The sequence below is a fragment of the Sphingomonas sp. GW821-FHT10C01 genome (assembly GCF_059415525.1).
The window spans coordinates 263,974-290,253 of sequence record NZ_JBWKNK010000004.1; the positions used below are offsets into that span (position 1 = coordinate 263,974).

28 protein-coding genes are annotated in these 26,280 nt (G+C 67.0%); 8 read left to right on the forward strand and 20 right to left on the reverse strand.

Annotated features, from left to right (window positions below):
- Genes AC07M1_RS17015 through sseA form a run of 3 tightly spaced genes read right to left on the reverse strand, consistent with a single transcriptional unit; the run spans position 1 to position 3,343 of the window.
- The gene (locus AC07M1_RS17015; RefSeq protein WP_495163814.1) at positions 1 to 1,320 is read right to left on the reverse strand and encodes a mechanosensitive ion channel family protein; all 1,320 of its coding nucleotides are present in this window, start codon (positions 1,318 to 1,320) and stop codon (positions 1 to 3) included.
- Positions 1,317 to 2,510 carry a cystathionine beta-lyase gene (gene metC, locus AC07M1_RS17020; RefSeq protein ID WP_495163815.1) on the reverse strand — a complete coding sequence of 398 codons (1,194 nt, stop codon included), beginning with the start codon at positions 2,508 to 2,510 and terminating at the stop codon, positions 1,317 to 1,319. The genes AC07M1_RS17015 and metC overlap by 4 nt, the downstream gene beginning before the upstream one ends.
- Entirely contained in the window at positions 2,507 to 3,343 is an 837-nt protein-coding gene (sseA, locus tag AC07M1_RS17025) for a 3-mercaptopyruvate sulfurtransferase (protein ID WP_495163816.1), read from the reverse strand. Before sseA ends, metC begins: the two co-directional genes overlap by 4 nt.
- A 71-nt stretch (positions 3,344 to 3,414) precedes the next feature.
- Between sseA and queF the strand changes: the two genes are divergently transcribed.
- Positions 3,415 to 3,861 (forward strand): preQ(1) synthase, encoded by a 447-nt coding sequence (gene queF, locus AC07M1_RS17030; RefSeq protein WP_495163817.1) that lies wholly within the window; start codon positions 3,415 to 3,417, stop codon positions 3,859 to 3,861.
- 103 nt (positions 3,862 to 3,964) lie between these two features.
- Here queF and AC07M1_RS17035 read toward each other — a convergent pair whose 3' ends face one another.
- The 4 genes from AC07M1_RS17035 to hflK all read right to left on the reverse strand — a co-directional run bounded on the left by AC07M1_RS17035 (position 3,965) and on the right by hflK (position 9,402).
- Positions 3,965 to 5,629 carry a helicase HerA-like domain-containing protein gene (locus AC07M1_RS17035; protein WP_495163818.1) on the reverse strand — a complete coding sequence of 555 codons (1,665 nt, stop codon included), beginning with the start codon at positions 5,627 to 5,629 and terminating at the stop codon, positions 3,965 to 3,967.
- A gap of 74 nt (positions 5,630 to 5,703) precedes the next feature.
- Entirely contained in the window at positions 5,704 to 7,218 is a 1,515-nt protein-coding gene (locus tag AC07M1_RS17040) for a Do family serine endopeptidase (protein WP_495163819.1), read from the reverse strand.
- Positions 7,219 to 7,396: 178 nt separating this feature from the next.
- Complete coding sequence (hflC, locus tag AC07M1_RS17045; protein WP_495163820.1) at positions 7,397 to 8,260, reverse strand: protease modulator HflC; 864 nt, start codon at positions 8,258 to 8,260, stop codon at positions 7,397 to 7,399.
- Positions 8,257 to 9,402, reverse strand: coding sequence for an FtsH protease activity modulator HflK (hflK, locus tag AC07M1_RS17050; protein ID WP_495163821.1), 1,146 nt, complete (start codon positions 9,400 to 9,402; stop codon positions 8,257 to 8,259). Before hflK ends, hflC begins: the two co-directional genes overlap by 4 nt.
- A gap of 109 nt (positions 9,403 to 9,511) precedes the next feature.
- Here hflK and AC07M1_RS17055 point away from each other — a divergent pair, with 109 nt between their 5' ends.
- Both AC07M1_RS17055 and AC07M1_RS17060 read left to right on the forward strand, forming a co-directional pair.
- Complete coding sequence (locus AC07M1_RS17055) at positions 9,512 to 10,474, forward strand: Mrp/NBP35 family ATP-binding protein (RefSeq protein WP_495163822.1); 963 nt, start codon at positions 9,512 to 9,514, stop codon at positions 10,472 to 10,474.
- Between the two features lies 1 nt (position 10,475).
- Positions 10,476 to 10,904 carry a CoA-binding protein gene (locus tag AC07M1_RS17060; protein ID WP_495163823.1) on the forward strand — a complete coding sequence of 143 codons (429 nt, stop codon included), beginning with the start codon at positions 10,476 to 10,478 and terminating at the stop codon, positions 10,902 to 10,904.
- On the opposite strand, the gene AC07M1_RS17065 is transcribed toward AC07M1_RS17060, so the two are convergent.
- From AC07M1_RS17065 to AC07M1_RS17080, 4 genes are all read right to left on the reverse strand, one after another.
- Positions 10,881 to 12,029: an aminotransferase class V-fold PLP-dependent enzyme gene (locus tag AC07M1_RS17065; protein WP_495163824.1), complete on the reverse strand. Its 1,149-nt coding sequence runs from the start codon at positions 12,027 to 12,029 to the stop codon at positions 10,881 to 10,883. The two genes, AC07M1_RS17060 and AC07M1_RS17065, sit on opposite strands and share 24 nt — an antisense overlap.
- Positions 12,030 to 12,039: 10 nt before the next feature.
- Positions 12,040 to 12,804 carry a tryptophan 2,3-dioxygenase gene (locus AC07M1_RS17070; RefSeq protein ID WP_495163825.1) on the reverse strand — a complete coding sequence of 255 codons (765 nt, stop codon included), beginning with the start codon at positions 12,802 to 12,804 and terminating at the stop codon, positions 12,040 to 12,042.
- 78 nt (positions 12,805 to 12,882) lie between these two features.
- On the reverse strand, positions 12,883 to 14,241 hold the full coding sequence (locus AC07M1_RS17075; protein ID WP_495163826.1) for an amidohydrolase family protein: 1,359 nt from the start codon (positions 14,239 to 14,241) through the stop codon (positions 12,883 to 12,885).
- 69 nt (positions 14,242 to 14,310) lie between these two features.
- Positions 14,311 to 15,300, reverse strand: a complete 990-nt coding sequence (locus AC07M1_RS17080) for a zinc-dependent alcohol dehydrogenase family protein (protein WP_495163827.1) — start codon at positions 15,298 to 15,300, stop codon at positions 14,311 to 14,313.
- Between the two features lie 134 nt (positions 15,301 to 15,434).
- On the opposite strand from AC07M1_RS17080, the gene AC07M1_RS17085 reads away from it, so the two are divergent.
- Positions 15,435 to 15,800 carry a winged helix-turn-helix transcriptional regulator gene (locus tag AC07M1_RS17085; protein ID WP_495163828.1) on the forward strand — a complete coding sequence of 122 codons (366 nt, stop codon included), beginning with the start codon at positions 15,435 to 15,437 and terminating at the stop codon, positions 15,798 to 15,800.
- Between the two features lie 4 nt (positions 15,801 to 15,804).
- Here the strand turns inward: AC07M1_RS17085 and AC07M1_RS17090 are convergent, their stop codons facing one another.
- On the reverse strand, positions 15,805 to 16,314 hold the full coding sequence (locus AC07M1_RS17090; RefSeq protein ID WP_495163829.1) for a TetR/AcrR family transcriptional regulator: 510 nt from the start codon (positions 16,312 to 16,314) through the stop codon (positions 15,805 to 15,807).
- Between the two features lie 160 nt (positions 16,315 to 16,474).
- Between AC07M1_RS17090 and AC07M1_RS17095 the strand changes: the two genes are divergently transcribed.
- The gene (locus AC07M1_RS17095) at positions 16,475 to 16,831 is read left to right on the forward strand and encodes a VOC family protein (protein ID WP_495163830.1); all 357 of its coding nucleotides are present in this window, start codon (positions 16,475 to 16,477) and stop codon (positions 16,829 to 16,831) included.
- Here the strand turns inward: AC07M1_RS17095 and dapD are convergent.
- Together dapD and AC07M1_RS17105 are read right to left on the reverse strand one after the other, a co-directional pair.
- Complete coding sequence (dapD, locus tag AC07M1_RS17100) at positions 16,828 to 17,646, reverse strand: 2,3,4,5-tetrahydropyridine-2,6-dicarboxylate N-succinyltransferase (RefSeq protein WP_495163831.1); 819 nt, start codon at positions 17,644 to 17,646, stop codon at positions 16,828 to 16,830. The genes AC07M1_RS17095 and dapD overlap by 4 nt on opposite strands.
- Positions 17,643 to 18,308 carry a pyrimidine 5'-nucleotidase gene (locus AC07M1_RS17105; RefSeq protein ID WP_495163832.1) on the reverse strand — a complete coding sequence of 222 codons (666 nt, stop codon included), beginning with the start codon at positions 18,306 to 18,308 and terminating at the stop codon, positions 17,643 to 17,645. Before AC07M1_RS17105 ends, dapD begins: the two co-directional genes overlap by 4 nt.
- Before the next feature lie 128 nt (positions 18,309 to 18,436).
- Between AC07M1_RS17105 and AC07M1_RS17110 the strand changes: the two genes are divergently transcribed.
- On the forward strand, positions 18,437 to 19,426 hold the full coding sequence (locus AC07M1_RS17110) for an LLM class flavin-dependent oxidoreductase (RefSeq protein ID WP_495163833.1): 990 nt from the start codon (positions 18,437 to 18,439) through the stop codon (positions 19,424 to 19,426).
- Between the two features lie 123 nt (positions 19,427 to 19,549).
- The gene (locus tag AC07M1_RS17115) at positions 19,550 to 19,717 is read left to right on the forward strand and encodes a hypothetical protein (RefSeq protein ID WP_495163834.1); all 168 of its coding nucleotides are present in this window, start codon (positions 19,550 to 19,552) and stop codon (positions 19,715 to 19,717) included.
- A gap of 58 nt (positions 19,718 to 19,775) precedes the next feature.
- On the opposite strand, the gene AC07M1_RS17120 is transcribed toward AC07M1_RS17115, so the two are convergent.
- The 3 genes from AC07M1_RS17120 to AC07M1_RS17130 all read right to left on the reverse strand — a co-directional run bounded on the left by AC07M1_RS17120 (position 19,776) and on the right by AC07M1_RS17130 (position 22,237).
- Positions 19,776 to 21,083 carry a sensor histidine kinase gene (locus AC07M1_RS17120; RefSeq protein ID WP_495163904.1) on the reverse strand — a complete coding sequence of 436 codons (1,308 nt, stop codon included), beginning with the start codon at positions 21,081 to 21,083 and terminating at the stop codon, positions 19,776 to 19,778.
- Positions 21,084 to 21,228: 145 nt separating this feature from the next.
- Positions 21,229 to 21,903 (reverse strand): response regulator transcription factor, encoded by a 675-nt coding sequence (locus AC07M1_RS17125; RefSeq protein ID WP_495163835.1) that lies wholly within the window; start codon positions 21,901 to 21,903, stop codon positions 21,229 to 21,231.
- Positions 21,904 to 21,925: 22 nt separating this feature from the next.
- On the reverse strand, positions 21,926 to 22,237 hold the full coding sequence (locus AC07M1_RS17130; protein ID WP_495163836.1) for a hypothetical protein: 312 nt from the start codon (positions 22,235 to 22,237) through the stop codon (positions 21,926 to 21,928).
- Between the two features lie 132 nt (positions 22,238 to 22,369).
- Between AC07M1_RS17130 and AC07M1_RS17135 the strand changes: the two genes are divergently transcribed.
- Positions 22,370 to 24,148, forward strand: coding sequence for an ABC-F family ATP-binding cassette domain-containing protein (locus AC07M1_RS17135; RefSeq protein WP_495163837.1), 1,779 nt, complete (start codon positions 22,370 to 22,372; stop codon positions 24,146 to 24,148).
- 2 nt (positions 24,149 to 24,150) lie between these two features.
- Here the strand turns inward: AC07M1_RS17135 and AC07M1_RS17140 are convergent, their stop codons facing one another.
- The 3 genes from AC07M1_RS17140 to AC07M1_RS17150 are packed head-to-tail and all read right to left on the reverse strand — an operon-like array spanning position 24,151 to position 26,270.
- The gene (locus AC07M1_RS17140) at positions 24,151 to 24,498 is read right to left on the reverse strand and encodes a gamma-glutamylcyclotransferase family protein (protein WP_495163838.1); all 348 of its coding nucleotides are present in this window, start codon (positions 24,496 to 24,498) and stop codon (positions 24,151 to 24,153) included.
- Positions 24,499 to 24,533: 35 nt separating this feature from the next.
- The gene (locus AC07M1_RS17145) at positions 24,534 to 25,430 is read right to left on the reverse strand and encodes a diacylglycerol/lipid kinase family protein (protein WP_495163839.1); all 897 of its coding nucleotides are present in this window, start codon (positions 25,428 to 25,430) and stop codon (positions 24,534 to 24,536) included.
- 30 nt (positions 25,431 to 25,460) lie between these two features.
- A complete protein-coding gene (locus tag AC07M1_RS17150; RefSeq protein ID WP_495163840.1) occupies positions 25,461 to 26,270 on the reverse strand; it encodes an ATP-binding protein in 810 nt (269 codons plus the stop codon).
- Positions 26,271 to 26,280 lie beyond the last annotated feature (10 nt).

A 26,280-nucleotide genomic window follows, 5' to 3' on the forward strand; every position in this document is an offset into this window, starting at 1 on the left:
TTAGGTTTTCGCGGGCGGGAGTTGAACCGTCTGTTCGCCCTTTGGCCAGCTCTTCACCATGATCTCGCGGCGCGGCACCGGAATGTCGATGCCGTTTTCCTTGAACAACACCCATAAGCGGTTGAGGACGTCGCTCTTCACATTGCCGACGCCGCCTTCCGGATCGCTGATCCAGGCGAGGATCTCGTGCTCCACCGCATAGTCGCCGAAGCTGGTAAGCCAGACATTGGGAGGAGGATTCTTGAGAACGCGGGGACTGTCGGTCGCCGCCTGAAGCATCAATGCCTGGGCAAGCTTGAGGTCGGTCTCATAACCGACGCCGACGGGAATGCGCACGCGCACGTTGCGGTCGGAGAAGGACCAGTTTTCCACTTCCTGAGTCATCAGGATTTCGTTGGGGATCAGGTGTTCCTTGCCGTCACGGGTGATGACGCTGACCGCGCGCACGCCGATCTTGTTCACCCAGCCGAAGCTCTCGCCCACCACGATGACGTCGCCGGGTTTGATCGAGCGGTCCATGAGCAGGATGATCCCCGCAATCAGGTTGCCGATCGTCTTTTGCAGCCCGAAGCCGATCGCGAGGCCGAACGCGCCCGAGAAGATCGCGAAGCTGGTGAGATCGATCCCCAACAGATCGATGCCGAAGAAGAAGGCGGCGACGACCACGACGATGCTCGCGATCTTCTGGAAGAGCAGCTTCTGGGTGGGGTCGAAGCCGCGCGCCTGCCCGATCGAATGGCCGATCACCCGGTTGGTGAGCCGCGCGCCGGCATAGAGCGCGACGGCGGTGACCAGCACGGTGACAAGTGCGAGCAGCGACAGGCGACGGCGGCCGATATTGACGCCGATCTTGTCGAGCGTGTCAGTGATGACATTGAATCCGCCGATCGCATGACTGAGGATCGCGACGAACACGATCGCCGCAGTGACCCAGGCAATCCAGCGCGGCGTATGCAGGCCGCGCAGAAAGGCGAGCGTGAAGGCCGCGGTTGCGGCCCCGAGCGCGATGCCGAGCAGCAGCGCGGCGAACCCACTCCACGGCGCGACGTTGATGAGGATCGCGAGCAGGAGGGCGGCGCTGCCATGCCGCACGATGGTGTGCATGCGGTGCGCAAGGCCCTCGGCATGCGAGCCGACGCGCTTCTGCCATATCTCCGCGAGCTTCGGGCCCAGCTTTCGCCCGGTGAACCAGCCCGTCGCGAGCGCGAGGATGGCCAGGCCGCCGGCGACGGCGCCCTCGATCAGCTCGGCATTGGTGGGCAGGTGCACCCCGTTCGCCACGAGCCAGTTGGCCAATGCGGACGGGATGATCGGGGTCATTGCGCCGCCCGGAACCGGTCGAGCCCGGCGGCAAGGTCCGCGATGAGGTCGGTGGGATCCTCAAGGCCGATCTGGAGCCGCACAGCGACACCTTCGGCTTCCCATGGCACGGCGGTTCGGTAGCGATCCGGATCGACCGGGATGGCAAGGCTCTCAAAGCCGCCCCAGCTATAGCCGATCCCGAACAGCTCCAGTCCATCAATCAAGGCGGCGCGAGCGGCTTCGTTCCCGCCACGCAGGATGAAGGTGAACAGGCCGGCCGGTCCCTTGAAGTCACGCACGAAGAATTCGTGGCCAGGGCAAGAGGGTAGCGCGGGATGAAGGACACGCGCGACCTCGGGCCGGGTGTCCAGCCAGCGCGCGATCTCAAGCGCCGCCTCGCCATGATGCTTGAGACGAAGCGCCATGGTGCGCAGGCCGCGTGAGCCGAGCCAGGCATCATCGGGACTGGCGGTCTGGCCGAGCTGGAAGCTGGTGGCTCGCAGCTGCTGCCAATATTCGGCGGTCGTGGTGACGCTGCCCAGCATCACGTCCGAGTGGCCGACGACGTATTTCGTGCAGGCGAGGATGGTGAGATCGATCCCCTTCTCGATCGCAGGGAACAGCAGCGGCGTCGCCCAGGTGTTGTCAAGCAGGGTGACCACGCCGCGCGCCTTGGCCGCGGCCACGATGGCCGGGACGTCCTGCACCTCGAAGGTGAGGCTGCCGGGCGCTTCCATGAAGATCGCACGGGTCCTTTCGCCGATTAGATCGGCGATGCCGCCGCCGATCATGGGATCGTAGAAGCGCGTGGTAACCCCGAAGCGCTTGAGGAAGCTCGTCGCGAAGCTGCGCGTCGGATCATAGACGCTGTCGGCGAGCAGTAGCTCGTCGCCGGGAGACAGGACCGAAAGCAGCGCGGCCGAAACCGCGGCGACGCCCGACGGGTAGAGGAAGGTCGCCTCGGCACCCGGCTCGAGTTCGGTTAGCGCTTCGGCGAGGCTCCATTGGGTAGGCGTGCCCCGACGGCCATAGAAGAGGCGGTGATGCGTGTCCCGGCCAGCGCCGGCGCGTAGATCGCCGACATTGTCATAGAGGATGGTCGAGGCGCGCCAGACGGGGGCGTTGACGATACCCTGAGTCCATTCGGGCCGGCGGCCGGCACCGACGACGCGGGTGCCGTCGCCCTTCTTGCTATCCGAACCGCTCATGCTGCACCGGTCGCCTTGGGCGTGGAGGGGGCGGCGCCCCATTCGCTCCAGCTACCATCATACAGCGCGGCGGGATGGCCGAGCAGATGGAGTGCGAAGACGACCACCGCTGCGCTGATCCCCGAGCCGCAGGTGGCGATTACCGGGCGTTCGACCTCGATACCTTCATCCTCGAACAACAAGCGCAGCGTTGGAACATGCTTCCAGGTGCCATCAGGATTGAAGAAGGACGAATAGGGGATGTTGGCGCTGCCCGGGATATGGCCGCTGGCGAGGCCAGGGCGGGTTTCCGCCTCCTGCCCGGTGAAGCGGACCGCCGAACGGGCGTCGACCAGCTGTTCCGCATGGCTGACGAGGTTGGCCTTTACCTGATCTAATGTGCGGACGAGTGCGGTGTCCGCGCTGACCGCAAGCGCGGCGGGCGAAGGAGCCCGTCTTCCGCTGAGAAGCGGGCGGCCCTCAGCTTTCCACTTGGCCAGGCCGCCGTCGAGAATGGCCGCGTCGATCCCGAAGCTGCGCAGCATCCACCAGGCGCGCGTCGCGGTGTGATGGGGGGCATTGTCGTAGAGGACGATCCGATTGCCGGTTGCGACGCCGAGCGCGCCGACCTGCGTCGCGAACTGCTCCGGTGAAGGCAGCATGGTCGGAAGCGAGTTGGACTGATCGGCGATTGCGTTGATGTCGAAGAACACTGCCCCAGGAACGTGTCCCGCAGCGTACTCTGCCGCAGCATCCCGGCCTTCGGCGGGCAGGAACCATGTGGCGTCGAGAATGCGGAGATCGGGGGCGGAAAGCTCGCCTGCGAGCCATTGCGTGGTGACCAGAGCGTCCATTTACCCTTGGTAATCTGCCGTTCTTGTCGCGTCGAGTTTCCAGATGCGATCAGAACGCCTAAATGGCGCGCATGAACCCCAAACATCTAGGCCAGCAGAGCGCGCTTCCTGCTTCCCCAGAGGAAGCCGCGCTTGATTACGTCCCCAACCCGCGGACGGGTACCGATTATCTGGTGCGGTTTGCGGCGCCCGAGTTCACTTCGCTTTGCCCGATCACTGGTGCGCCTGATTTCGCGCATCTGGTGATCGACTATGTGCCGGGCGAGACGATCGTCGAGTCCAAGTCGCTCAAGCTGTTCCTGGGCAGCTTCCGCAACCATGGTGCCTTCCATGAGGACTGTACCGTCGGTATCGGCCAGCGACTGTTCGACGAGATGAAGCCCAAGTGGTTGAGAATCGGCGGGTATTGGTATCCGCGCGGTGGCATCCCGATCGACGTGTTCTGGCAATCCGGTCCGGTCCCCGAGGGCGTGTGGATCCCCGCGCAGGACGTTCCGGGCTATCGTGGACGCGGCTGACGCGTCTGGAAAGTGGAACAAGCGGCAACCGAAGTTGGTTCGGCGCGCGATCGCATGTTCCACTCTCTGATGAGCAATTGTCCACAAGGGCGACTCGCGCGAATCAGCCCTTGAACAATCCCCCCAGGATACCGCGGACGATGCCGCCGACGACGCTGGCACCGGCGCCCGACTTCTTGCCGAAGATCGCCTTCGATACCTCGCCCGCGACCGCACGTCCGGCGGCGGAAGAGGCTGACTGGGTCGCGGACTTGATCGCGCGGTTCCACGGATTGTTCGCCGCTTCACGCTCGGCCGCGCGCTGCGCCTGCGAGTCGAGCCGGGCCTGACGGTCGGCTTCGCGCTGGGCGGCGAGCCGCTGGCGCTCGGCCTCCTTGGCGAGACGGGCGTCTTCCTTGGCCTGCGCGGCGGCGGCCTTTTCGGCCTCGGTCGTCGCCTTGGCCTCGGCGGCGGCGGCGGCGGCCTCGCCGGCCTTGGCGGTCAGCAGTTCGTGGGCGGATTCGCGGTTGAGCGCCGTGTCGTACTTGTCGCCGACGATGTCGGTGTCGATCAGCACCTTGCGCTCTTCCGGCGTCACCGGACCGACGCGCGAGCAGGGCGGCTTGATGAGGGTGCGTTCGACCGGGGAGGGGGCGCCGTCTGCCATCAGCAGTGAGACCAAGGCCTCGCCCACCTTCAATTCCGTGATCGCGGTCGCGACATCGACGCCGGGATTGGCGCGGAACGTCTCGGCGGCGGACTTGATCGCCTTCTGTTCGCGCGGGGTGAAGGCGCGGAGCGCGTGCTGGACGCGGTTGCCGAGCTGGCCGGCGACATCCTCGGGAATGTCGATCGGGTTCTGGGTGACGAAATAGACGCCGACGCCCTTGGACCGAATCAGACGGACGACCTGTTCGACCTTGTCGAGCAGCGCCTTGGGCGCCTCCTCGAACAGCAGATGCGCCTCGTCGAAGAAGAAGACGAGCTTGGGCTTGTCGGGGTCGCCGACCTCGGGGAGCGTCTCGAACAGCTCCGAAAGCAGCCAGAGCAGGAAGGTGGCGTAGAGCCGCGGCGAGGCCATCAGCTTGTCGGCGGCGAGGACGTTGACCACGCCTTGGCCATTCTCGTCGAGCTTGATGAAATCGTCGATGTCGAGCGCGGGCTCACCAAAGAAGTGCGCGCCGCCCTCGCTGCGCAACTGGAGCAGCTGGCGCTGGATCGCGCCGACCGAGGTCTTGGCTACGTTGCCGTATTTGGCGGTGAGCTCGTCGGCGCGCTCGGCACAATGGACAAGCATCGACTGAAGATCGTCGAGGTCGAGCAGGAGCAGGCCGTCATCGTCAGCCACCTGGAAGGCAATGGCGAGCACGCCTTCCTGCACGTCATTGAGACCCATGAGACGCGAGAGCAGCAGCGGGCCCATTTCCGAGACGGTAGTGCGGACGGGATGGCCCTGCTCGCCAAACAGGTCCCAGAACTGGACCGGGGCGGCGGCGTATTTCCATTCGGTATCGCCAATCTCGGCGGCGCGGGCAGCAAAGGCCTCGTGCGGCTTGGCGGTGGCGGAGCCGGCCATGCCGAGGCCGGAGAGGTCGCCCTTCACATCGGCGGCAAAAACGGGGACGCCGGCGCGGCTGAAGCTTTCGGCGAGGCCCTGAAGCGTCACCGTCTTGCCGGTGCCGGTCGCGCCCGCGATCAGTCCGTGGCGGTTGGCGCGCTTGAGAACGAGTGCCTGGCGCTGGCCACCGCCCGCGCCGGCTCCGATGAAAAGCTCCGTCTCACCCGTCATGCCGAACTCCTGAATTTCAGGGAGCCAGCATAACGGGGAAAACGGTCAGGTCAGTTGAAAATTGCGGGTCGAGCCTACTTGGCGAGGTCGACCGGCACATAGGTGCCGACGCCGCCGCGGCGCACGACGTAGAGCACGACGCGCTCGGCGCCGCCGCTCTTCGCACGGGCGACCGCCGCGTTGTATTCAGCTGGGGTCGCCACCGGCACGCGGTTGACCGAGGCCACGACGAAGCCGCGGGTGATCCCCTTCTGCGCGGCGTCGCTCGCCGGATCGACGCCGACCACGACAACGCCCTTGGTTTCGGGATCGACACCGACGCTGCGTGCGATCTGCGGGGTCAGCGCGGTGACGCTGATGCCGAGCGATGCCGCCGCGGCCTGCGTGCCCTGTTCGCTGTCGCCCTGATTACCCTCTTCCGAATCCGGATCGAAGCCGGCGAGCTGATCGGCCGGCGGACGAGTGCCGGCGGTGAGCTGGAGCGTCATCGTCTTGCCGTCACGGACCAACTCGATTGGCACGCGCGTGCCCGGACGAATATTCGCGGTGAGGAACGATAGCGTCTGATCTGGCGTGACGTCCTTGCCGTCGACCTTGGTGATGATATCACCCTGCTTGACGCCGGCCTTGGCCGCGGCTTCGCCCGGCTCGACGCGCGAGACGAGTTCGCCCTTGCCCTTGGGCACGCCGAACGACTTGGCGAGGTCCTCGCTCAGCGGCTGGATGCCGACGCCAAGATAGCCGCGCTGGACGCTGGCGCCCTTCATCAGCGTATCGAGGATCGGCTTCGCCTCGGTCGCGGGGATCGCGAAGCCGATGCCGACATTGCCACCGGTGGGCGAGTAGATCTGCGAGTTGATGCCGATCACGTTACCGTTGAGATCGAACAGCGGGCCGCCCGAATTGCCCCGGTTGATCGAGGCGTCGGTCTGGATGAAGCGATCGAACGCGCCGCCCACGGTGGGGCGATGCACGGCGGAGATGATTCCCGCGGTCACCGAACCGCCAAGGCCGAACGGGTTACCGATCGCGACCACCCAATCGCCGACGCGCGATTGATCGGAATTGCCGAGGCGGACGAAGGGCAGGTTCGTACCCTCGATCTTGAGCACCGCGAGATCGGATTCGACGTCGCGGCCGATCAGCTTGGCGGTGTATTCCTTGCGGTCCGAAAGAATGACCTTGATCGATTCGACCACCGCGCCGCGCTGGCCGGCCGAGATCACATGGTTGTTGGTGACGATGTAGCCGTCGGCCGAGATGATGAAGCCCGAGCCGAGCGATTCGGCCTGACGGGTCACGGGACGTCCGCCGCCCTGCTGGCCGCCGAACAGATCACCGAAGGGTGTGCCCGCGAATGGGTTGGTCTGGACCTGCACGCGCTGGGTGGTCGAGATGTTCACCACCGCGGGCTGGAGCTTGGACACCATATCCGCGAAGCTCATCGGCGCGCCGGCGCGCGGGGCGCCGGCCTGGATCGCGCCGGGTTCGTTCTGCGCGGTCTGTGCGCCTGCAGGAGTCTGCAGGACGAGCGCCGCGCTCGCGCCGCCAATCAGCAGCGCCGAGGTGATCGCATATGCGTAACGCACGGGGGACGTTCCTTTGAGTTTGCTCTGGGTCATCGGGCCTTTGCCGGGCTGAGGGTCAGTCATGCGTGTATTACTCACCTAGGATAGCTGAACGGCAATTGAATATGAACGAACCGAAAGCTCTCCGGTTCAGCCGGCTCGATTCAGTTCTGCTGAACCGAGCCGGTATCGCCCATGATCAACGGCTCTTCCCTCTGAACTCGCGCAGATAATCATTGTCGGGCGACAGGATGATCGACGTCTCGCCCTGCTTCTGGCGCGGATCGCCGATGAAGGTGGTGCGGTACGACTGCATCGCGCGCCAGAAATCGTAGAATTGCGGATCCTTGTTGAAGCTGGTCGCATAGATTTGCGCGGCGCGGGCATTCGCCTCGGCGCGAATGATCTGAGCGTCCTTCTGCCCGTTGGCGCGGATCGTTGTCGCTTCCTGCTCACGCGCGGTGCGCATCCGCTGCAGCGCCGATTCGAGGGGGCTGCCGTCGGGCAGGTCGGCATGCTTGATGCGCACGTCGACAATCTGGACGCCATATTGGCTGGCATAGCGCTGAAGACCGGCCTGGATATTGTCCATCACCGCGGTCCGTTCAGGGCTGAGCAGCGAGGCGAAGGGACGCTTGCCGAGTTCCGCGCGCAATGCCGAGCCGAACAGCGGCTCGAGCTGATCGGCGACGCGCGTCTCGGTGCCAGCGGTCACGACCATGCGCAACGGATCGACGACGCGGAAGCGCGCGAACGCGTCCACTTCGAGCCGGAGCTGATCTGTCGAAAGCACTGGCTGGTTCTCAAGCTCGATATCCAGCACGCGCTTGTCGACCCAGACGATGCGTTCGATCAGCGGCCAGCGCGCGATCAGGCCGGCGCCGGTGGTGCGGCCGAATTGTTCGCCCGGCTGCCACTGGTTGATGGTGCGCACCGGCTGCTCAAAGCGCAGGATCACCGCCTGCTTGGTCTCAGGCACGATCGCGATCGTGCTCAGGAGCAGGAAGAGGATGACGAGGGCGAGGCCGCCGAAGATGACCGGCCGATTGAGGACGCCGTTCACTGGGCGCCTCCCTGCTGCTGGCCTTGCTGGACCGACGGCTGCGTCGAGCCGCCGCGCGCGGCGGGAAGCGGAAGATAGGGGGTCACGCCGTTGGTCTCGACGATCGTCTTGTTGGACTTGGCCAGCACGGCCTCCATGGTTTCATAATAAAGGCGACGGCGGGTGACTTCGGGCGCGGCCTTGTACTGTTCGTAGATCTTGTCGAACTCGGCGGTCTGGCCCTGTGCCGCGGCAAGGACCTGCTGCGCATAGGCGCGCGCCTGGTTGCGGGCGCCTTCGGACTCCTGCTGTGCGGCGGTGACCTGCTTGAACGCCTCATCGACGGCGCCCGGCGCCGCTGCGCCACGGATCGAGACGCCCTGGATGCGGATGCCCGAATTATACTCGTCGAGAATCGCCTGGGTCGATTGCTGTACCCGCGCCTCGATCACGGTTCGGCCCGGGCCGATCGCGTCGTTGAGGTTCACGCCGGCAACCGCCGCGCGCATCGCGCTTTCGGCCGTGGCACGTACCGTCTGTTCGGGGTTGGCGATCTGGAAGACGTAATCCTCCGGATTCGCGATGTCCCAGCGCACCGAATAGGCGAGATCGACGATGTTCTGATCCTGGGTCAGCATCAGATTTTCGCCACTGGTCGCGGGGAAATTCTCGGTGCGGATCTGCTGGACGTTGAGCTTCTTCACGCTGGCGATCGGGGCCGGCAAGGTCCAGCCGATACCCGGCTCCATCGTCTTTGAATATTTGCCGAACAACGCGACCACGCCGCGCTGTTCGGGCGCGATGACGTGGAAGCTGGTGAAGGCGATCCACAACAGGAAGAGAATGGCGATGCCGCCGAAGATAACCGGGCGGCTGGGCATGCCGCCGGGAAACCCGCCGCCGCCGCCACCGCCGCCCTTGCGGGCGCGTTTCAGGAAATCATCGAGGCTGGTGACGCTGCCGCGTCCGCCGCGCTTGCCCTCGGGGGGAAAGGCCCAGGGGTTGCGGGGGCCGCCGGCATCGTCGCCACCGCCCTTGCCAGCGTCGCCGCCGTCATTGCCGCCTTTGCCGCCGCCCCACGGACTCTGGGGGCCCTTGTTCTCATTCCACAGCGCACCCCACAGTCCGGGGGCGCGCGCGATCCAACCGCTCAGTTTCGCCATAGCCATTCTTTATAGGGGGCGATCCGCGGATTTACAGTGGGCAGCTGTGTTGTTTGAGTTGGAATCGTGCGGCTTTCGCTCGGCACAAACTCACCCTATCTGCGCGGCCATGACCGAAAGAGCCGAGATCGAAGCCGTCCTTGCCCCCGTTGCCGCCGGGCGCGCCACCGTTCGGGTGGAGGGGGCGCGGGCGAGCATCATCCTCGACGTCACCGGCCTGCCCGAAGCGGCGCAGGACGCGCTGGAGGCCGATATCCGCGCGGCGGCAACGTTGCCGGGGATCGACGAGGTACGGATCGCGCGGACGGCGCAACGGGTGAACCGCAAGCTGATCGCGGTGGCGAGCGGCAAGGGCGGGGTGGGCAAGTCCACCGTTTCCGCCAACCTCGCCATCGGGCTGGCCCGGCTTGGGCGGCGGGTGGGGCTGGTCGATGCCGATATCTATGGCCCCTCGCAGCCCAAGATCATGGGGATCGAAGGCAGAAAGCCCGAGGCGCATGACAAGAAGCTGGTGCCGCTGGCGACCGCCTATGGCGTGCCGATGCTGTCGATGGGCGGCCTGGTGGCCGAAGGGCAGGCGATCGCGTGGCGCGGCCCGATGATCGCGGGCGCGTTGACCCAGTTGGTCGATGCCAATTGGGGCGCGGCGGAGGCGCTGGTGATCGACCTGCCGCCCGGGACGGGCGACGTGCAGCTGACGATGATCCAGAAGCACCGGCCGGCGGGGGCGGTGATTGTCTCGACCCCGCAGGACCTGGCGCTGATCGACGCGACGCGCGCGATCGACCTGTTCGCCAAGGCCGGGATTCCGGTGATCGGCCTGATCGAGAATATGGCGGGCTATGCCTGCCCGCATTGCGGCGAGGTGTCCGATCCGTTCGGACATGGCGGCGCGGAGGCGGCGGCGGCGAAGCTGGGCGTGCCGTTCCTGGGGCGGATTCCGCTCGACATCGCGATCCGGACGGCATCGGACGCGGGCACGCCGCCGGTGGCGGGGAACGGGCCGGAGGCGGCGGCGTTCACTGAAATAGCCGGCCAGGTGAATGACTGGCTCGCTGCCAACGGAGGATGAGATGCCCCTGACCCGCGACGAGGACATCAAGGCGCTGCTCGAGAATGCCCGGACCATCGCGATGGTCGGCGCGTCCGACCGGCCCGACCGGCCGAGCTATGGCGTGATGAAGTTCCTGCAGGGACGCGGATACCGGGTAATCCCGGTCAACCCGCAGATTGTGGGAGAACATATCCATGGCGAATATGTCTTCGGGGCGCTGGCGGACATCGGCGAGTCGATCGACATCGTCGACATCTTCCGCCGTCCGCTGGCGGCGGGGGAGGCGGTGGACGAGGCGATCGCGGTTGGGGCGAAGGCGGTGTGGATGCAGCTCCAGATCGTCAACCATGAAGCCGCCGAGCGCGCCGAGGCGGCCGGGCTGAAGGTGGTGATGGACCGCTGCCCCGCGATCGAGATCCCGCGGCTAGGCGTCGCGAAGGTCGCGTAACGCGCCAAGCAGTCGCTTCACGTCGCGTTCGTCGTGATAGAGGCCGAAGCCGATGCGCAACACGTCGCCGCGGACGTCGGTGACGATATCGTGGCCCTCGAGCGCCGTCTTCCATGCCGACGCCTTGGGTGAGCGCAGCGCGAGAAAACGGGCGCGGGGATCGCCGCCGGGGTTGAGCAATTGCGCCTCGGCCAGCGGGGTGGCGGCGAGGCCGGCAATCAGTTGCTCCCGCAACGGGGCGATATGGGTGTTGACGGTGGCGGTGGTGATGCCTTCGGCGGCGAGCATGTCGCGCACCGCGACGAAGCGGTAGAGGCCGGAGGGGTCGAAGGTCGAACCCATGAAGCGCATCGCGTCGGCCGAATAGCCGATCTTGCCCGGCGCCTTCTCCAGCTCGGCGAACTCGGCATACCAGCCGGTGATCTCCGGCCGCGCGCCGAAGCCGGGCGGGCAGTGGAGGAAAGCGGCGCCTTCGCCCGCCATCGCGTATTTATAGCCGCCGGCGACGTAGAAGATGCGGTCGGCCACCGCCGACAGATCATTCTCGATCGCCATGAAGCCGTGATAGCCGTCGATCACCACCCAGGGGCCGTCGGGGCGGGCGAGTGCGGCGAGGTCGGCCAGCGCGGCGAAGACGGCGCCGGTTTCGAACATCACCTGACTGACGAAGATCAGGTCGTGGCCGCCGGCGCGCGCGGCGGCGAGGAAGCGATCGGCGAAATCGGAGCCATTAGGGACGATGTCGAGCACCACGCGGCCCGATTCGAGCCAGCGCCGCGACTGGCGGCGGAAGCTGTGAAACTCGCCGTCGCTGGTGAGGATGCGGACCGGATGTTCCGCGCGCGCGGAGACGACGCGGAGCAGCAGGTCGTGGGTGTTGCCCGCGAACACGATCGTGGACGGATCGGGCAAGCGAAGCTCGGCGGCGACCTCTCCCTGCGCGGCGGGGTAGATCTCGCCCATTACCCGGCCCCATTTATGATCGGCGAGGCGCGCGGCGTCCTCCCACGCCGCCTGTTGCCCGAGCCACGAGGCGTCGGGCCACAGGCTGTGGCTGTGCGCGGCGAAGTGGAGCCGGTCGGGCGCGGCAGCCAGCGCACGCTGGAAGAGGTGCTTGTAGCTCACAGGCGAATCCTCACAGCGACGTGCGCAGCGACCAGAGTTCGGGGAAGGCGCGCTTTGACAGCGTCGACTGGAGATAGGGGACGCCGGGGGTGCCGCCGGTGCCGGGCTTCATCCCGATCACGCGGCTGACCGTGAGAACATGCTTATGCCGCCAGGTGGCGAGCGCGTCGTCAATGTCGACCAGCTTCTCGGCGAGCTGGTAGAGCTCCCACCAGCGATGCGGCTCGCGATAGACCTGAACCCAGGCGGCCTCGATCTCGGGACTGGGCTGATAGGGTTTGGTCCAGTCGCGGTTCAGCGCCGATTCGGGCAGATCGAAGCCGGCACGGGCGAGCGCGGCATTGGCCTCGTCCCACAGGCTGGGCAGCGCGGCGAATTGGGTGGTGAGCGGGCCGGGGACGCCGCCGCCGCGCAGGCCGAGCAGGGTTTCGACCGCGCGGAACTGGTCCGACTGGAAGCCGCTGGAGCCACCGAGTACACTGCGGAAAGCGCTGTAGTCGCTGGGGGTCATCGTCGTGAGGACGTCCCACGACAGCGTCATCACCGCCTGGATGCGGCTGACGCGGGCGAGGCTCTTATAGGCCTCAACCAGCTTGTCGTTGCGGACCAGATCGAGCGCGATGCGCAGCTCGGCGATCGCCTGTTTGAGCCAGAGTTCCTTGGTCTGATGGATAATGACGAACAGCAATTCGTCATGCTCGTCCGAGATCGGATGCTGGGCGGAGAGAAGCTGGTCGAGCGCGAGATAGCGCCCATAGGTCATGTCATCGCTCATTCTGGTATCCGCGCTGAGGGTGGATCATGTCGTGTGCAACGGGGTCCTATCGGGACGCAGGCGCCGAGGAAAGCACAGTCATCGCGCCGCGTAACGATCGACGATCGGCGCGATCAGCGCGTCGAGCGCGGCGCGGTCGCGCCACACGCCATGCATCATCACCCCGGCCGGCTGGCGCAGCGTCGACAGGTCGTCGAGCGGGTTGGCGCGGGTGAGGACGAGGTCGGCGCGCGCGCCCGGCACGATCATACCGAAGGACGGCTCGCTGGGGCGGGCACGGGCAATGAACGCGCCGGCGCTGCGAGTGGCGGTGACGAGCGCCTGGTAACGGGTCAGGCCCGCCGCTTCGAGCAACGCAAGATTCTGGTGGAGCGAATCGCCGATGAACAGACCGGGGATGGTCGGCGTATCGGTGCCCGAGACCAGCGGGACGTCCGCGTCGGCGAACGCCTTGACCAGACGGGCGAGAAAGGCGGAGCGGGGCATGAGATCGCCGCTGCGCCGGTCGTAGCCGGCATTGGGCCAGTCGAGCCGGTAGCGCGGGGAGAGCAGGCGCGCCTCCGGGCTGGCGAGCCAGGCCTGGACGGCGGCGGGCTTGCCCCATTGCTGCGCGATGATGCGGTAGGTGACGAGATCGGCGGTGACGAAGGCGTTGTGGTGTTTCACCAGCGCGATCGCGCCGGGGATGGCGCTGTCGGGCGGGACGCTCTGCCCGGAATCGAAGTCGGGCGCGAAGAAATGGCTGTAGATGAATTCTTCGGCATGGGCGACGAGCAGTTGGCCCGCAGCGAGCTGGCGATCGAGCCCGCCCATCGCGGAGACGGTGTGGCCGATAAGGGGAATGCCATACTCCTGGCCCGCAGCGGCGAGCGCGGTAAAGGTACCAGCGGAGAGGTTGTTGTAGACCTTGATAAAGGCATAGCCATTGGCGCGGGCGAGCAGGACGGCGGCGCGCGCCTCCTCCGCATTGGTGACGACGAGATGGCCGTAGCGCGGCGAGCCATCGACCGCGAGTGCGGTGTAGATATGTGGACTGGGGATCGCCCCTTCATTGGCGGCGAGGCGGGTGCGGCCGGCAAAGGCGTTCGACGCTTCCCCCATGTGAAGCACGGTGGTGACGCCGTAGGAGAGGTAGATGGCGAGATCGTCGCGCGTATGGGCGTGGGTGTGTAGGTCGGCGAGGCCGGGACTGAGCCACAGGTGGCGGGCGTCGATCCGGCGCGCGTCGGCGGGAATGGCGACCTTCGGACCGATCGCGGCGATGCGGCCATTCTCGACGAGCACGACCTGATCGCGCAGCACGTGCTCGCGGTCCATCGGGACGACATTGGCGCCGACAAAGGCGATGCGCGAAGGCGTTTCCTCCGCCTGTGCCGCGACGGCGAAGACCACGGACAGCATCAGCGCGAGGGCGCGCCACAGGGATAAGCATCGCATGGGCTTTGATTAGCCCGGCGCGCGTCGGGCGCGACAGCGGAATCGCCCGCCGCCGTCGCGCCTGCCCGGCTACACTGTCACGACGATCTTGCCGATCTGACCGTTGGCTTCGAGGTGCCGGTGGGCGTCGGCGATCGCGGCGAACGGAAAGACGCGGTCGATGCGCGGGCGCAACGTGCCGCCGGCGAGGCCGTCGAGAACGAAGGCGGTGGCCGCGGCGAGCTTGGCATCGTCCTGTGACGCCTCGAAGATCAGATAGCCGCGGACGGTGAGGCTGCGGCCGAGGACATCGCCGACGGGAAGCGGGGTCGTGCGTGAATCGAGCGCGCCATAGACGATGATCGTGCCACGCTCGGCGGTGACGGCGGCGAGCTGCGCGAAAGCGGGGCCGCCGACGGGATCGAACACGACGCGAGCGCCGGCCGTGCCGGTGATGCGGCGGACTTCGGTGACGAGATCGGCGGTGTCCGTGACGATGACATGCGCGGCGCCGGCTTCGCGCAGGAGATCGGCCTTGGCGGCGGTGCGGGTGAGCGCGACCGGAATCGCGCCGATGGCGTTGGCGACCTGAATCGCGGCGAGGCCGACGCTGCTGGAGGCGGCGGGGATCAACACCGTCTCACCCGCCTTCAGCCCCGCGGTGTCGATCAATGCGCCCCAGGCGGTGACATAGGCCATCCACACCGCCGCCGCGTCGGTCCAGCTCAGGTCGTCGGGCAGCTTCACCGTGGCGCGCGCCGGGGCGAGGACGAGATCGCCGTAGAGACCATAATCGTGATAGCTGAACGCGGGGACCACCGCGACGCGATCCCCCGGGGCGAGACCGGTGACGTCGGGACCGACCGCGTCGATCACCCCCGCAGCCTCCGAACCGAGCCGGGCGGGGAAGATGGGGTCGATGATATAGCTGCCCGATCGGTACATGCTCTCCGCCCGGTTGAGACCGAGCGCCTTGACCGCGATGCGGACCTCGCCGGGGCCGGGCGCGGGGACATCGACCTCGACGATGCGCAAGACTTCGGGACCGCCGATCGACTCGAACCGAACCTGTTTCGCCATGTTTCCACTCCGTGATGAATGCCGGGCCGGGGATCAGCGCGGCGGGAGCGGGGGAGATGTGGGCGCAGCCGGAATTGAAAATACGGTAATCGGATTCACATAGTGAACCGGAAGTAACCACCCCGGGAACCGAGATGCAGAAGCTGAAGGATTATGACGTGGTGCCGGGCTGCACCCTCTACGCCGCGCTCAACCTGATCAGCGGCAAGTGGAAGGGGATGATCCTGTATCATCTGTTGCGCGGCGAGCGGCGGTTCAACGCGCTGCAACGCGAGCTGAAGGGCTGTTCGCAGCGCATGCTGATCAAGCAGCTGCGCGAGCTGGAGGAGGACGGGCTGGTCGAGCGGACCGTCTTTGCGGTGGTGCCGCCGCGGGTCGACTATGCGATCACCGAAGAGGGCCGCGCGCTGGAGCCGGTGCTGCTGGGCCTGCGCGACTGGGGGCATGGCTGGCTGAGCCGGCGTGAGCTGACGGCGCGCGCGGACCATCTGACGGCCTGACCGGTCAAGCGATCCGGGCGCAGGCCATCATCTGCCGTGCCAGCGCCTGTGCGGTGCAGGGCGCGGTGCCGCCGAGCCACAGGCGCAGCATCGCGAACTGGGCTGCGGCGATGGCGGTGGCCCGCATCGTGGCCGGGACGTGCGCGTCTTTGAGGCCTGCGGCGACCATGCCGGCGAGGTGGTGCTGGAGCTTTCCCCCGGCGAACGAAGCGAGAAGGATCCGGCCGACGAAGCGTTGCCGCCACACATGATCGAGCGTGGCGCGCAGATGCGCTTCGACCGGGCGGCCGAGCGCCGCGCGCGCCATCGGATCAAGGACCGGTTGCATTGCCGCGAGCAGGACATCGTCCTTGCCGCGGAAATGCTCGTAGAAGGTGGCGCGGCCGATCCCGGCCATGGCGATCAGATCGGTGACGCGGATCGCATCGTAGCGGCGATCGAGCGCGAGCTGGCGGAAGGCCGACACGATGGCTTCGCGGGTGCGGGCGGTTCGTGGGTCAAGATTGTCTGCCATCCACGAAGACTAGCCCCGCGATGGCGCGGCGGGGAGACGGGATTCGCTGCTCGGTTCCGGACATGTCGGGCCGGCTGTCCGGAAACGGGCATTTGGGGCGCTTTGCCTCTCGCCCGGGCCGCCAAAGCTGCGCATGACGGGGCCGGACAGGAGTGAAGCAATGAGCGAAGAACACCGCGTCGTAGCGATCGTGCCGAGCAGCGATCTCGACGCCAGCGAGGCCTTTTACCGGCGGCTGGGGTTCGAGGCGGTCAGCGACTGGGGGCATTACCGCATCCTCGCCGATGGGCGCGGCTGGCATCTGCACCTCAACCGCATGCCCGGCTGGCCGAAGCGGATCGAGGACAATCCGTTCGGCCTGTACCTCTATGTCGAGGATGTCGATGCCGTCGCCGATCGCGTGCGCGACCTGATCATCGAGCCCGGCACGCCGAGCCTCAAGCCATGGGGCTGCTACGAGTTCGCGGTGAGCGACCCGAGCGGCGTGCTCGTGCGGATCGGCCGCGCTGTCGACTAGTCGCGCAGCAGCTCGTTGATTCCGGTCTTGCTGCGGGTCTGGGCGTCGACGGTCTTGACGATCACCGCGCAGTAAAGGCCGGGGCCGCCATCCTTGCCGGGCAGCGTGCCGGGGACGACCACCGAATAGGGCGGGACATGGCCGCGATGGACTTCGCCGGTCGCGCGGTCGACGATCTTGGTGCTGGCGCCGAGATAGACGCCCATCGACAGCACCGCGCCCTCGCCGACACGGACGCCCTCGGCCACTTCCGCGCGCGCGCCGATAAAGGCGCCGTCGCCGATGATGACGGGATCGGCCTGGAGCGGTTCGAGCACGCCACCGATGCCGACGCCGCCCGAGAGATGGACGTTCTTGCCGATCTGCGCGCAGCTGCCGACGGTGGCCCAGCCATCGACCATCGAGCCCTCACCGACATAGGCGCCGATGTTCACGAAGCTGGGCATCAGCACGACATTCTTCGAGATGTGCGCGCCATGGCGCACGACGCTGCCGGGCACCTGGCGGAAACCGGCGGCGCGGAAGCGCGCCTCGTCCCAGCCCGCGGTCTTGAGCGGCACCTTGTCGAAGCCCCAGTCGCCATTCCGCGTGCCGATCACGGCGTTGTCGTTGAGGCGGAAGGAGAGGAGAACCGCCTTCTTGAGCCACTGGTTGACCTGCCAGCCGTCACCCACCGGCTCGGCGACGCGCGCGGTGCCGCTGTCGAGCAGGTTCAATGCCTCGACCACCGCTTCGCGCACCGCGCCGGTGGTGGCGAGGGAGATGTTCGCGCGGTCTTCCCAGGCGGCGTCGATCGTGGCGGCGAGGTCGGTCATGCGTGCTCCAGGATGGTTTCGAGCCAGTGGCTGATGTCGTGGGTGGTGTGGTCGATATAGCTGCGGTCGCTGTCGGGCGCCTGTTCGGAGCCGTTATCGACCCAGATGGTGGTCATGCCGATCGCCTTGGCCGGCGCGAGGTTGCGGGCCATGTCCTCGACGAAGGCGGCGGTCTTCGGATCGATGTTCCATGCCTCGCACACGCTGCGATAGGCGTCGGGGTGCGGCTTGGGCGCATAGTTGCTGGCGTGGACGTCGTGGATCGCCTCGAAGCTTTCGGCAAGGCCGAGGCGGCCGAGGACCTTTTCCGCATAGGGCGCGTCGGCGTTGGTGAAGACGAGCTTGCGGCCGGGCAGCTTGGCGATCGCGGCGACGAGCGGGGCGTTGTGCTCGAGCACATCCATCTCGATGTCGTGGACGTCCGCCAGATACTCGTGCGGGTCGACGCCGTGCTCGGCCATCAACCCGGCGAGGGTGGTGCCGTGCGAGATGAACCATGCCTTCTGCACGCGCCGCGCCTCGACCGGGTCGAGACCCAGCAGGCGGGCGACATAGGCGCCGATGCGCTCGTCGATCTGGGCGAACAGGTCCGCGCTCTTGGGATAGAGCGTGTTGTCGAGATCGAACAGCCAGGCGTCGATATGGGCGAGATCAGGGCGCATCGTGCAGCGGCGTTTAGGAGGGATGCGGGCGGAGGGGAAGGATAGGATTGCTTGGGGAGGAATTGATTGGGCGTTGCCAAGGCTTGCTTGGGTAGCGGCGGCGGCGATGGCTTCCCATCTGGCCGGGCATGACAGCCTATTCCCTGCTCGATCTCGTCCCGATCCTCGAGGGCGGCAACGCCAGCCGATCCTTCGCCAACGCCGCCGATCTGGCGAAGCACGCCGAGGCGGAGGGGTTCAGCCGATACTGGGTCGCCGAGCATCACGGCATGCCGGGGATCGCGAGTGCGGCGACGGCGGTGGTGATCGCGCATGTCGGCGCGGCGACCTCGACGATCCGCGTGGGTGCGGGCGGGATCATGCTGCCCAACCATGCGCCGTTGGTGATCGCCGAGCAATTCGGCACGCTCGACGCGCTGTTCCCGGGGCGGATCGACCTGGGGCTTGGCCGTGCGCCGGGCAGCGACCAGCGTGTGGCGCGGGCAATGCGGCGCAACCTCGAGACCAGTTCGGACGCCTTCCCGCAGGATGTGGTCGAGCTGCAGAGCTATTTCGCGGACGACGGCCAGACCGGCATCCATGCGGTGCCGGGCGGCGGAGCGCGGCCCGAACTGTGGATTCTGGGATCGAGCCTGTACGGCGCGCAGCTCGCCGCGGCGCTGGGGCTGCCCTATGCCTTTGCCTCGCACTTCGCGCCGGGATCGCTTGAAGAAGCGCTGGATGTCTATCGTCGGCAGTTCCGGCCGTCCGCGGTACTTGACAAGCCGCACGCGATGGCCGGGTTCAACGTGTTCGCCGCTGACACCGACGACGAGGCAGCGCTGCTCGCGACGTCGATGCAGCAGGCGTTCGTCGCGCTGCGGACCACCGGCACCGGGATCAAGCTGCCGCCGCCTGTGCCGGGCTATCTCGACACGATCCCCGGACAGGCGCGGGCAATGCTCGACCATGTCCTGTCGTGCACCGCGATCGGTGGGCCGGAGGCAGTGCGTGACGGGCTGGCCAAGTTCATCGCGCGGACGGGCGTGGACGAGGTGATGCTGGTCAGCTCGATCTATGACCATCAGGCGCGCAAGAAGAGCCTGTCGATCGCGGCGGAGGCGATGCAAGGGCTCTAAAGGCGCCATTTCGGGTTTGCGCCGCAATCTACCCCATGCTTGCCCGAAAGCTGCCTTGATCGGGGGGCACCAACCGCGCTGACAGGGGCACGTTCAGGGGGCTGAACGAGGGAGCAGACGGCGATGTCAGCGCCAAAGCCTGCGATACGATGCCATATCGGCATCCACCGGCCACGCCGCCGCGACCGGCCCGGCCGCGGCGAGTTCGAGACGACGTGCCGCGATTGCGGCTGCGATCTGGTGCTGAGCCCCGTCACCGGACGATGGCGCTTTTCGGGCGTGATGGGCTGAAGATCAAACTAGCCCCGTCATTCCCGCGAAGGCGGGAATGACGAAGAATGACGTGGCTCTAACCCGCCGCCGGCAGCCTCAGCCGGACCAGCAATCCGCCCAGATCCTCGCTCTCCTCAAGCGTGACCGTGCCGTCGTAGATTTCGGCGACGTCGCGGACGATGGCGAGGCCGAGGCCGGTGCCGGGCTTGCCGGTGTCGAGCCGGACGCCGCGGTCGAAGATGCGGATACGGTCGGCTTCGGGGATACCCCTGCCGTCGTCCTCGATCATGATCTCGACGAACCCGGCCTGCACGCTGACGGTGATGAAGACGCTGCCGCCGCCATATTTGGCGGCGTTCTCGACCAGATTGCCCATGATCTCGTCGAGATCCTGCCGTTCGATATGCGCGACCAGGTCCTTGGGGCCGTCGGTGTCGATGCGGACATGCGGATAGAGGCGCGAGACGGCGCGCTCGACCGATTCGACGCTGGGCCAGACCGGCGCGCGGCTGTGCGCCGAGCCGCGCCTGCCGACGGCGCGGGCGCGGGCGAGATGGTGATCGACCTGACGGCGCATCGTCCGCGCCTCGCGCACCACCGTGGCCGGCAAATCGTCGGAATGGGCGGTCGCGGCGTTCATGATCACCGTCAACGGCGTCTTGAGCGCATGGGCGAGGTTGCCGGCGTGGCGACGCGCCTCTTCCGCCTGCTTGTCGTTGTGCGCGACGAGGGCGTTCAGCTCCTCGACCATCGGCGCGACCTCGGCGGGCATCGCGCCCTCGATTCGCGGCGCCTCGCCGGTGCGCAATTGCTGGATGCCTGCGCGCAGCTTGCGCAGCGGGAGCAGGCCATACCAGGTCTGGAGCGCGGCCATGCCGATCAGCCCCGCGGCCAGCAGCAGGAAGCTGCGGACCAGCGTCTTGCGCAATGCCTCGATCTGCGCGTCGAGCATGTCGCGGCTCTGCGCGACCTGAAAGCGCCAGCGGACCGGAGAGCCGGGAAGGACGATATCGCGCTCGACCACGCGCAGGCGGTGGTCGGTGAACTGGTTCGAATCGTAGGTGTGGACCTCCTGATCCTGATGCGCCTGATCGATGCGCAACTGGCGGTCCCATAGGGAGCGTGAAGGGAAGGGCTCGTAGCCCTTGCCGCTGACCTGCCAGTACAGGCCCGAATAGGGTTCGAGGAAGCGTTGATCGGAAAGCTGGCGGTTGAACGCGATCTCCCCCTCAGGCCCGATCTCGGCCGAGACGACGAGCGAGGTGAGAAGATATTCGAGTCCGTCGTCGAAGTTGCGCGTGATCGCACCCGTCAGCACGCGATCGAGCGCGAAGCCGCCGCCGGTGAGCAGCAGGGTGATCCACGCCGCCGCGATCAGGATCATGCGGCGGCTGAGCGATCCGGTCGTGCGGACATAGGGCCGCGGCGCGGGATCGCCGGGTTGCAGGACAAGTTCCACCGGCGCCGCTTCGCTCTCCGCGCGGCGGACGAACGGGAAGCGGCGGCCGAGCGTCAGTCCGAAGGGGAGATCAGGCACCGGCCTCCGCCGGTTCCTCGAGGCTATAGCCAAGGCCGCGGATCGTGGTGATCACGTCGGGGCCGAGCTTCTTGCGGATGCGCGTCACGAACACTTCGATCGTGTTCGAATCGCGGTCGAAATCCTGATCGTAGATATGCTCGATCAGTTCGGTGCGGCTGACCACCTTGCCCTTGTGATGGAGCAGGTAAGAGAGAAGCTTGTATTCCTGCGCGGTGAGCTTGACCGGGTCGCCGCCCTTGGTGACCTTGCCCGAGCGGGTGTCGAGGCGGATGTCGCCCGCGATCAACTCGGCCGAGGCGTTGCCCGAAGCGCGGCGGATCAGCGCGCGCAGGCGGGCGATCAGCTCCTCCGACTGGAATGGCTTGGCGACATAATCGTCGGCGCCGGCATCGAGCCCGGCGACCTTGTCCGACCAGCTGTCGCGCGCGGTGAGGACGAGCACCGGCGTGGTCTTGCCTTCCTTGCGCCAGCGGTCGAGCACGGTCAGCCCGTCGACTTCGGGCAAGCCGAGGTCGAGGACGATCGCGTCGTAATTTTCGGTCGAGCCGAGATAATGGCCTTCCTCGCCATCGCCGGCGGTATCCACGGCATAGCCCGCGCCTTCGAGCGTTGCCTGAAGCTGATTGCGGAGATTGGGTTCGTCCTCGACGATCAGAACGCGCATCTTGTTATCCTTCTTGTTCCGCTCAGCGGCCCGACTGTCCGACGATCTGGCCCGAACGGCCATCGACATCGACCCAGAGGACCGATCCATTGCGCAGGAACTTTAGCGTGTAAATCATCGTCCCCGAATCGAAATCGAAGCCGAGATATTGGGCGCCCTTGCGCGTCATCGCGGGAACGACACGCGATTCGATCTCGCGCAGCGGCAACAGGCGGCCCTGCTGGCGGCCTTCGCGCGCAGCCTCCTGGTCCGCCCGCACCTGCGGCGAGGCATGCGCGGGGAGCGCAGCGGTGGCAAGAATTGCCCCGAGACAGAGAAACCCGAACATCTTCATGCGGCTTGGCATAGGTGCGAACCGTTGAACAGCCGGTGAATATGCCGGTAAGCCTCCCGAAAGCTGCTGATCGCGATCCATGGGCGCGGCGGGCTTGCTCCGGGAAGCCGGTCCGCCTACCTGCGCGGCGCTATGGCTGCTCCTGTCCTCTCCTATGAAAAACTCGGTCTGGTCCAGGGATCCGGCTGGCTGTTCCGCGATCTCGACATTTATGTCGGCGCACGCGACCGGCTGGCGCTGATCGGGCGCAACGGCGCGGGCAAGACCACGCTGCTCAAGCTGTTGGCCGGACAGGTCGACGCGGACGAGGGGCGGCGGACGATCCAGCCGGGCACGCGCGTGGTGATGCTGGAGCAGGAACCGCGCATGACCGGATGCACGACGCTGATGGACTATGTCCTGTCGGGCGACGACGCGCCGCAGCGGCACGAGGCGGAGGCGATCGCCGATCAGCTGGGCATCGACCTGACACGTGAGGCGGCGACGGCGAGCGGCGGTGAGCGCCGCCGCGCGGGCATCGCGCGGGCGCTGGCGCAAGATCCCGACGTGCTGCTGCTCGACGAGCCGACCAACCATCTCGACATCCATGCGATCGAGTGGCTGGAAGAGTGGCTCAACCGCTATCGCGGCGCGTTCGTGGTGATCAGCCACGACCGCACCTTCCTGACGCGCCTCACGCGGCAGACCCTGTGGCTCGACCGTGGATCGATGCGCCGCGCCGAGATCGGTTTCGGCGGATTCGAGACCTGGACCGAGCAGGTCTATGCCGAGGAGCAGCGCGCGGCCGAGAAACTCGACGCGCGACTGAAGCTGGAGGAGCATTGGCTGCAGCGCGGCGTCACCGGCCGGCGGCGGCGCAACCAGGGACGGCTGACCAAGCTGCTCGAGATGCGCGCCGAGCGGGCGGCGATGACCGGCCCGGCGGGCGCGGCCAACCTGGCCACGGCGTCGGACGATTCGAAGACCAAGGTGGTGATCGACGCCAAGGGCGCGTCCAAGTCGTACGGTGACCGCACGATCATCCGCGACCTGACGCTGCGCGTGACGCGCGGCGACCGCATCGGCATCGTCGGCAAGAACGGCGCGGGCAAGTCGACCCTGCTCAAGCTGCTGACCGGGGAGATCGAACCGGACACGGGGAGCGTGAAGCTCGCCAAGACGCTCGACCCGGTCATCATCGACCAGCAGCGCAGCCGGATGCAGCCCGAGAAGACGGTGCGCGAGGTGGTGGCGGACGGCGGCGAGTGGATCGATGTGCTTGGCGTGCGCAAGCACATCCACGGCTATCTCAAGGAATTCCTGTTCGAGCCCAACATGGTCGATGCTAAGGTCGGCACGCTGTCGGGCGGCGAGCGCTCGCGCCTGTTGCTGGCGCGCGAGTTCGCCCGTCCTTCGAACCTGATGGTGCTCGACGAGCCGACCAACGATCTCGACCTCGAGACGCTCGACCTGTTGCAGGAAGTGATCGCGGATTATGACGGCACGGTGCTGATCGTCAGCCACGACCGCGACTTCCTCGACCGCACGGTGACGATGACGATCGGGCTCGACGGATCGGGCACGGTCGACATGGTGGTCGGCGGCTATGCCGACTGGGAAGCGAAGCGGAAGGTCCGCACCGAGGTCAAGAAGGCAGCGGCCAAGGCCGCGCCGGTCGCCGAAGCGCCGAAGCCGAAGACCAAGCTCAGCTACAAGGACCAGCGCGACTACGACCTGTTGCCCAAGCGGATCGAGGAGCTGGATGCAGGCATCGCGAAGGATGAGGCGGCGCTGGCCGATCCCGACCTCTACGCCAAGAACCCGGGCAAGTTCGACACGCTGATGGCGGGGATCGCCAAGGCGCGCGACGAGAAGGATGCGGCCGAGCTGCGCTGGCTGGAGCTGGCGGAGATGGTCGAGGGGCTGGGGTGAGCCTATTGGTCGTCGCGGTGGATATAGACGAACGCGTCGCGACCTGAGGCCAAGGTCACCGCGATCCGCACATAGTCGTCGACCTCATAACGATCCGCGTGCTCGAGATCGGTGCCGGTGACCGCGAGCGCCGAGCCGTTCACCACATCGCCATCGGCGCCGCGCCGGAGGACGGGATGCTCGTCCGAGCCGCTCAATGCGATGACTTGCGGATCGGTGATCCGGAGCCGCTCGACCCTGAAGCCGGGCAGGCTGTCTTCGACGGTTTCGAGCGTGCGGCCAAACAGCTCGATCTGGACTTCGGGCTGACGCAACGTGCCATAGGAGAATAGCCAGGGGGTTTCGCTCATCGCCTGATCTCCGTTCATCGCTTCCGTAGGGGCTGTTAGTCGGCGGGGACCACGACGTCGATGGCGCGCTCGGCCACCCGCACCGTCACTGGCGTACGGGCGAGCACCTCACCGTCGATCGAGATGCGGTGGTGGGGGCGGGTGTCGAGCTTCAATTCGGCGCCGCGGAACTCGCTGACGGTCTGGTCGCGGGAGCGCAGGCGGAAGAAGCGGGCATACCAGTCCCAGGCGAGGCGCCAGCGGTTGCGGCCGGTGACGACCTGAATCATCATCTCGCCGCTCTGGACGCAGGCCTCGTCGCTCATCACCACGCCGCCATGGAACTTGCCATTGAGGATGCGGACCTCGCTGCCCCACATGCGGTGGGTCTTCTGGCCGTCGTCGATGAACACGCGGAACGGGCGGAAGCGTGCGAAGCACCAGACCGCCCAGGTCAGGTAACCCACACGGCCGAGATATTTCTTGAGGTTATGGGGCACGCTCTCCCCGATCATCGGCGACAGGCCCATCGCGGCGGCGTTGGCGAAATAGTCGTGATCGATCATGCCGAGATCGACGCGGCGGCGCTTGCCGGTGGCGATCGCCTTGATCGCGCCGTCGAGGTCCAGCGGCAGTCCGAGCGTGCGCGCGAAGCTGTTGGCGGTGCCCAGCGGCAGAACGGCGAACACGACGTCCTTGCCCACGACATCGTCCACCACGCCCGACAGCGATCCGTCGCCGCCGCCGACGATGACCATCTTCGCGCCGGACCGCACGGCGCCACGCACCGCGTCGTTGAGGCGCGAGGGATCGCGGATCGGCCAGGCGGCGGTGAGGCGAATGCCCTCCGCCTCGAACTTGGCGCGCGCCTGCTCGAACAGCGCCGCGCCACGGCGCGAGCGGGCGTTGACGATGAGCACCGCTTCGCGCGGGACGGGAAGGTTCGTTGTCACGGCGTCACAACGGGCGAGGCGGGCGGAGGTTCAGAGCCGCTTGCCGTTCCGACCGGCCAGCTCGACGACATATTGCCAGGCGACGCGGCCTGAGCGGCTCCCGCGCCGGGTCGCCCAGTTGATCGCCTCGGCGGCATCGAAGGGCAGGCCGTGGTCCGCGGCATAGGTGCGCACGATCTCGACATAGGTGTCCTGGTCGATCGCGTGGAAGCCCAGCGATAGGCCGAATCGGTCGGCGAGCGCGAGGTTGTCGTCGATGCTGTCGCGCGGATTGATCGCGCTCGACTGCTCGGCGATGTCGCGCGGGATCAGATGGCGGCGGTTCGAGGTGACGAACAGGCGGGCATTGACGGGGCGTGCTTCGGCTCCGCCCTCGAGCAGCGAGCGCAGCGCGCGGCCGTCCGAGGCGGCGTCGAAGCCGAGATCATCGAGGAAGACGACGAAGGCGCGTGGGCTGGCTGCGATGAGCGCGAACAGCTGGGGCAGCGTGTCGAGCGCGTCGGCCTGAGCCTCGATCAGCGCGACCGCACCGCCTTCGGCCTGGACTGTGGCGACCGCGGCCTTGCTGAGCGCGGACTTGCCGGTGCCGCGTGCGCCCCAGAGCAGGACGTCGTGCGCGGGTAGGCCGGCGGCGAGGCGGCGGACATTGTCGAGCAACGTCTCCTTCTGCCGATCGATCCCGACCAGCTCGGCGAGCGGCAGCGGTGCGAAGGCGCGGGCGGGCTGGAGGAAACCGCGGTGCCAGACATAGGCGGGATGCGCGGTAAGGTCCGGCACGGGCGGCGGCGGCGGGGCCAGGCGCTCGAGCGCGGCGGCGATACGGTCCAGCGGGTCGCTCATGCCCAGCGCG

Bases quoted from the DNA above. Each gene is read 5' to 3' on its own strand.
- AC07M1_RS17015 (WP_495163814.1), bottom strand. From the start codon at position 1,320: ATGACCCCGATCATCCCGTCCGCATTGGCCAACTGGCTCGTGGCGAAC.
- metC (WP_495163815.1), bottom strand. From the start codon at position 2,510: ATGAGCGGTTCGGATAGCAAGAAGGGCGACGGCACCCGCGTCGTCGGT.
- sseA (WP_495163816.1), bottom strand. From the start codon at position 3,343: ATGGACGCTCTGGTCACCACGCAATGGCTCGCAGGCGAGCTTTCCGCC.
- queF (WP_495163817.1), top strand. From the start codon at position 3,415: ATGAACCCCAAACATCTAGGCCAGCAGAGCGCGCTTCCTGCTTCCCCA.
- AC07M1_RS17035 (WP_495163818.1), bottom strand. From the start codon at position 5,629: ATGACGGGTGAGACGGAGCTTTTCATCGGAGCCGGCGCGGGCGGTGGC.
- hflK (WP_495163821.1), bottom strand. From the start codon at position 9,402: ATGGCGAAACTGAGCGGTTGGATCGCGCGCGCCCCCGGACTGTGGGGT.
- AC07M1_RS17055 (WP_495163822.1), top strand. From the start codon at position 9,512: ATGACCGAAAGAGCCGAGATCGAAGCCGTCCTTGCCCCCGTTGCCGCC.
- AC07M1_RS17060 (WP_495163823.1), top strand. From the start codon at position 10,476: ATGCCCCTGACCCGCGACGAGGACATCAAGGCGCTGCTCGAGAATGCC.
- AC07M1_RS17070 (WP_495163825.1), bottom strand. From the start codon at position 12,804: ATGAGCGATGACATGACCTATGGGCGCTATCTCGCGCTCGACCAGCTT.
- AC07M1_RS17075 (WP_495163826.1), bottom strand. From the start codon at position 14,241: ATGCGATGCTTATCCCTGTGGCGCGCCCTCGCGCTGATGCTGTCCGTG.
- AC07M1_RS17080 (WP_495163827.1), bottom strand. From the start codon at position 15,300: ATGGCGAAACAGGTTCGGTTCGAGTCGATCGGCGGTCCCGAAGTCTTG.
- AC07M1_RS17085 (WP_495163828.1), top strand. From the start codon at position 15,435: ATGCAGAAGCTGAAGGATTATGACGTGGTGCCGGGCTGCACCCTCTAC.
- AC07M1_RS17090 (WP_495163829.1), bottom strand. From the start codon at position 16,314: ATGGCAGACAATCTTGACCCACGAACCGCCCGCACCCGCGAAGCCATC.
- AC07M1_RS17095 (WP_495163830.1), top strand. From the start codon at position 16,475: ATGAGCGAAGAACACCGCGTCGTAGCGATCGTGCCGAGCAGCGATCTC.
- dapD (WP_495163831.1), bottom strand. From the start codon at position 17,646: ATGACCGACCTCGCCGCCACGATCGACGCCGCCTGGGAAGACCGCGCG.
- AC07M1_RS17105 (WP_495163832.1), bottom strand. From the start codon at position 18,308: ATGCGCCCTGATCTCGCCCATATCGACGCCTGGCTGTTCGATCTCGAC.
- AC07M1_RS17110 (WP_495163833.1), top strand. From the start codon at position 18,437: ATGACAGCCTATTCCCTGCTCGATCTCGTCCCGATCCTCGAGGGCGGC.
- AC07M1_RS17115 (WP_495163834.1), top strand. From the start codon at position 19,550: ATGTCAGCGCCAAAGCCTGCGATACGATGCCATATCGGCATCCACCGG.
- AC07M1_RS17120 (WP_495163904.1), bottom strand. From the start codon at position 21,083: ATGATCCTGATCGCGGCGGCGTGGATCACCCTGCTGCTCACCGGCGGC.
- AC07M1_RS17125 (WP_495163835.1), bottom strand. From the start codon at position 21,903: ATGCGCGTTCTGATCGTCGAGGACGAACCCAATCTCCGCAATCAGCTT.
- AC07M1_RS17130 (WP_495163836.1), bottom strand. From the start codon at position 22,237: ATGAAGATGTTCGGGTTTCTCTGTCTCGGGGCAATTCTTGCCACCGCT.
- AC07M1_RS17135 (WP_495163837.1), top strand. From the start codon at position 22,370: ATGGCTGCTCCTGTCCTCTCCTATGAAAAACTCGGTCTGGTCCAGGGA.
- AC07M1_RS17140 (WP_495163838.1), bottom strand. From the start codon at position 24,498: ATGAGCGAAACCCCCTGGCTATTCTCCTATGGCACGTTGCGTCAGCCC.
- AC07M1_RS17150 (WP_495163840.1), bottom strand. From the start codon at position 26,270: ATGAGCGACCCGCTGGACCGTATCGCCGCCGCGCTCGAGCGCCTGGCC.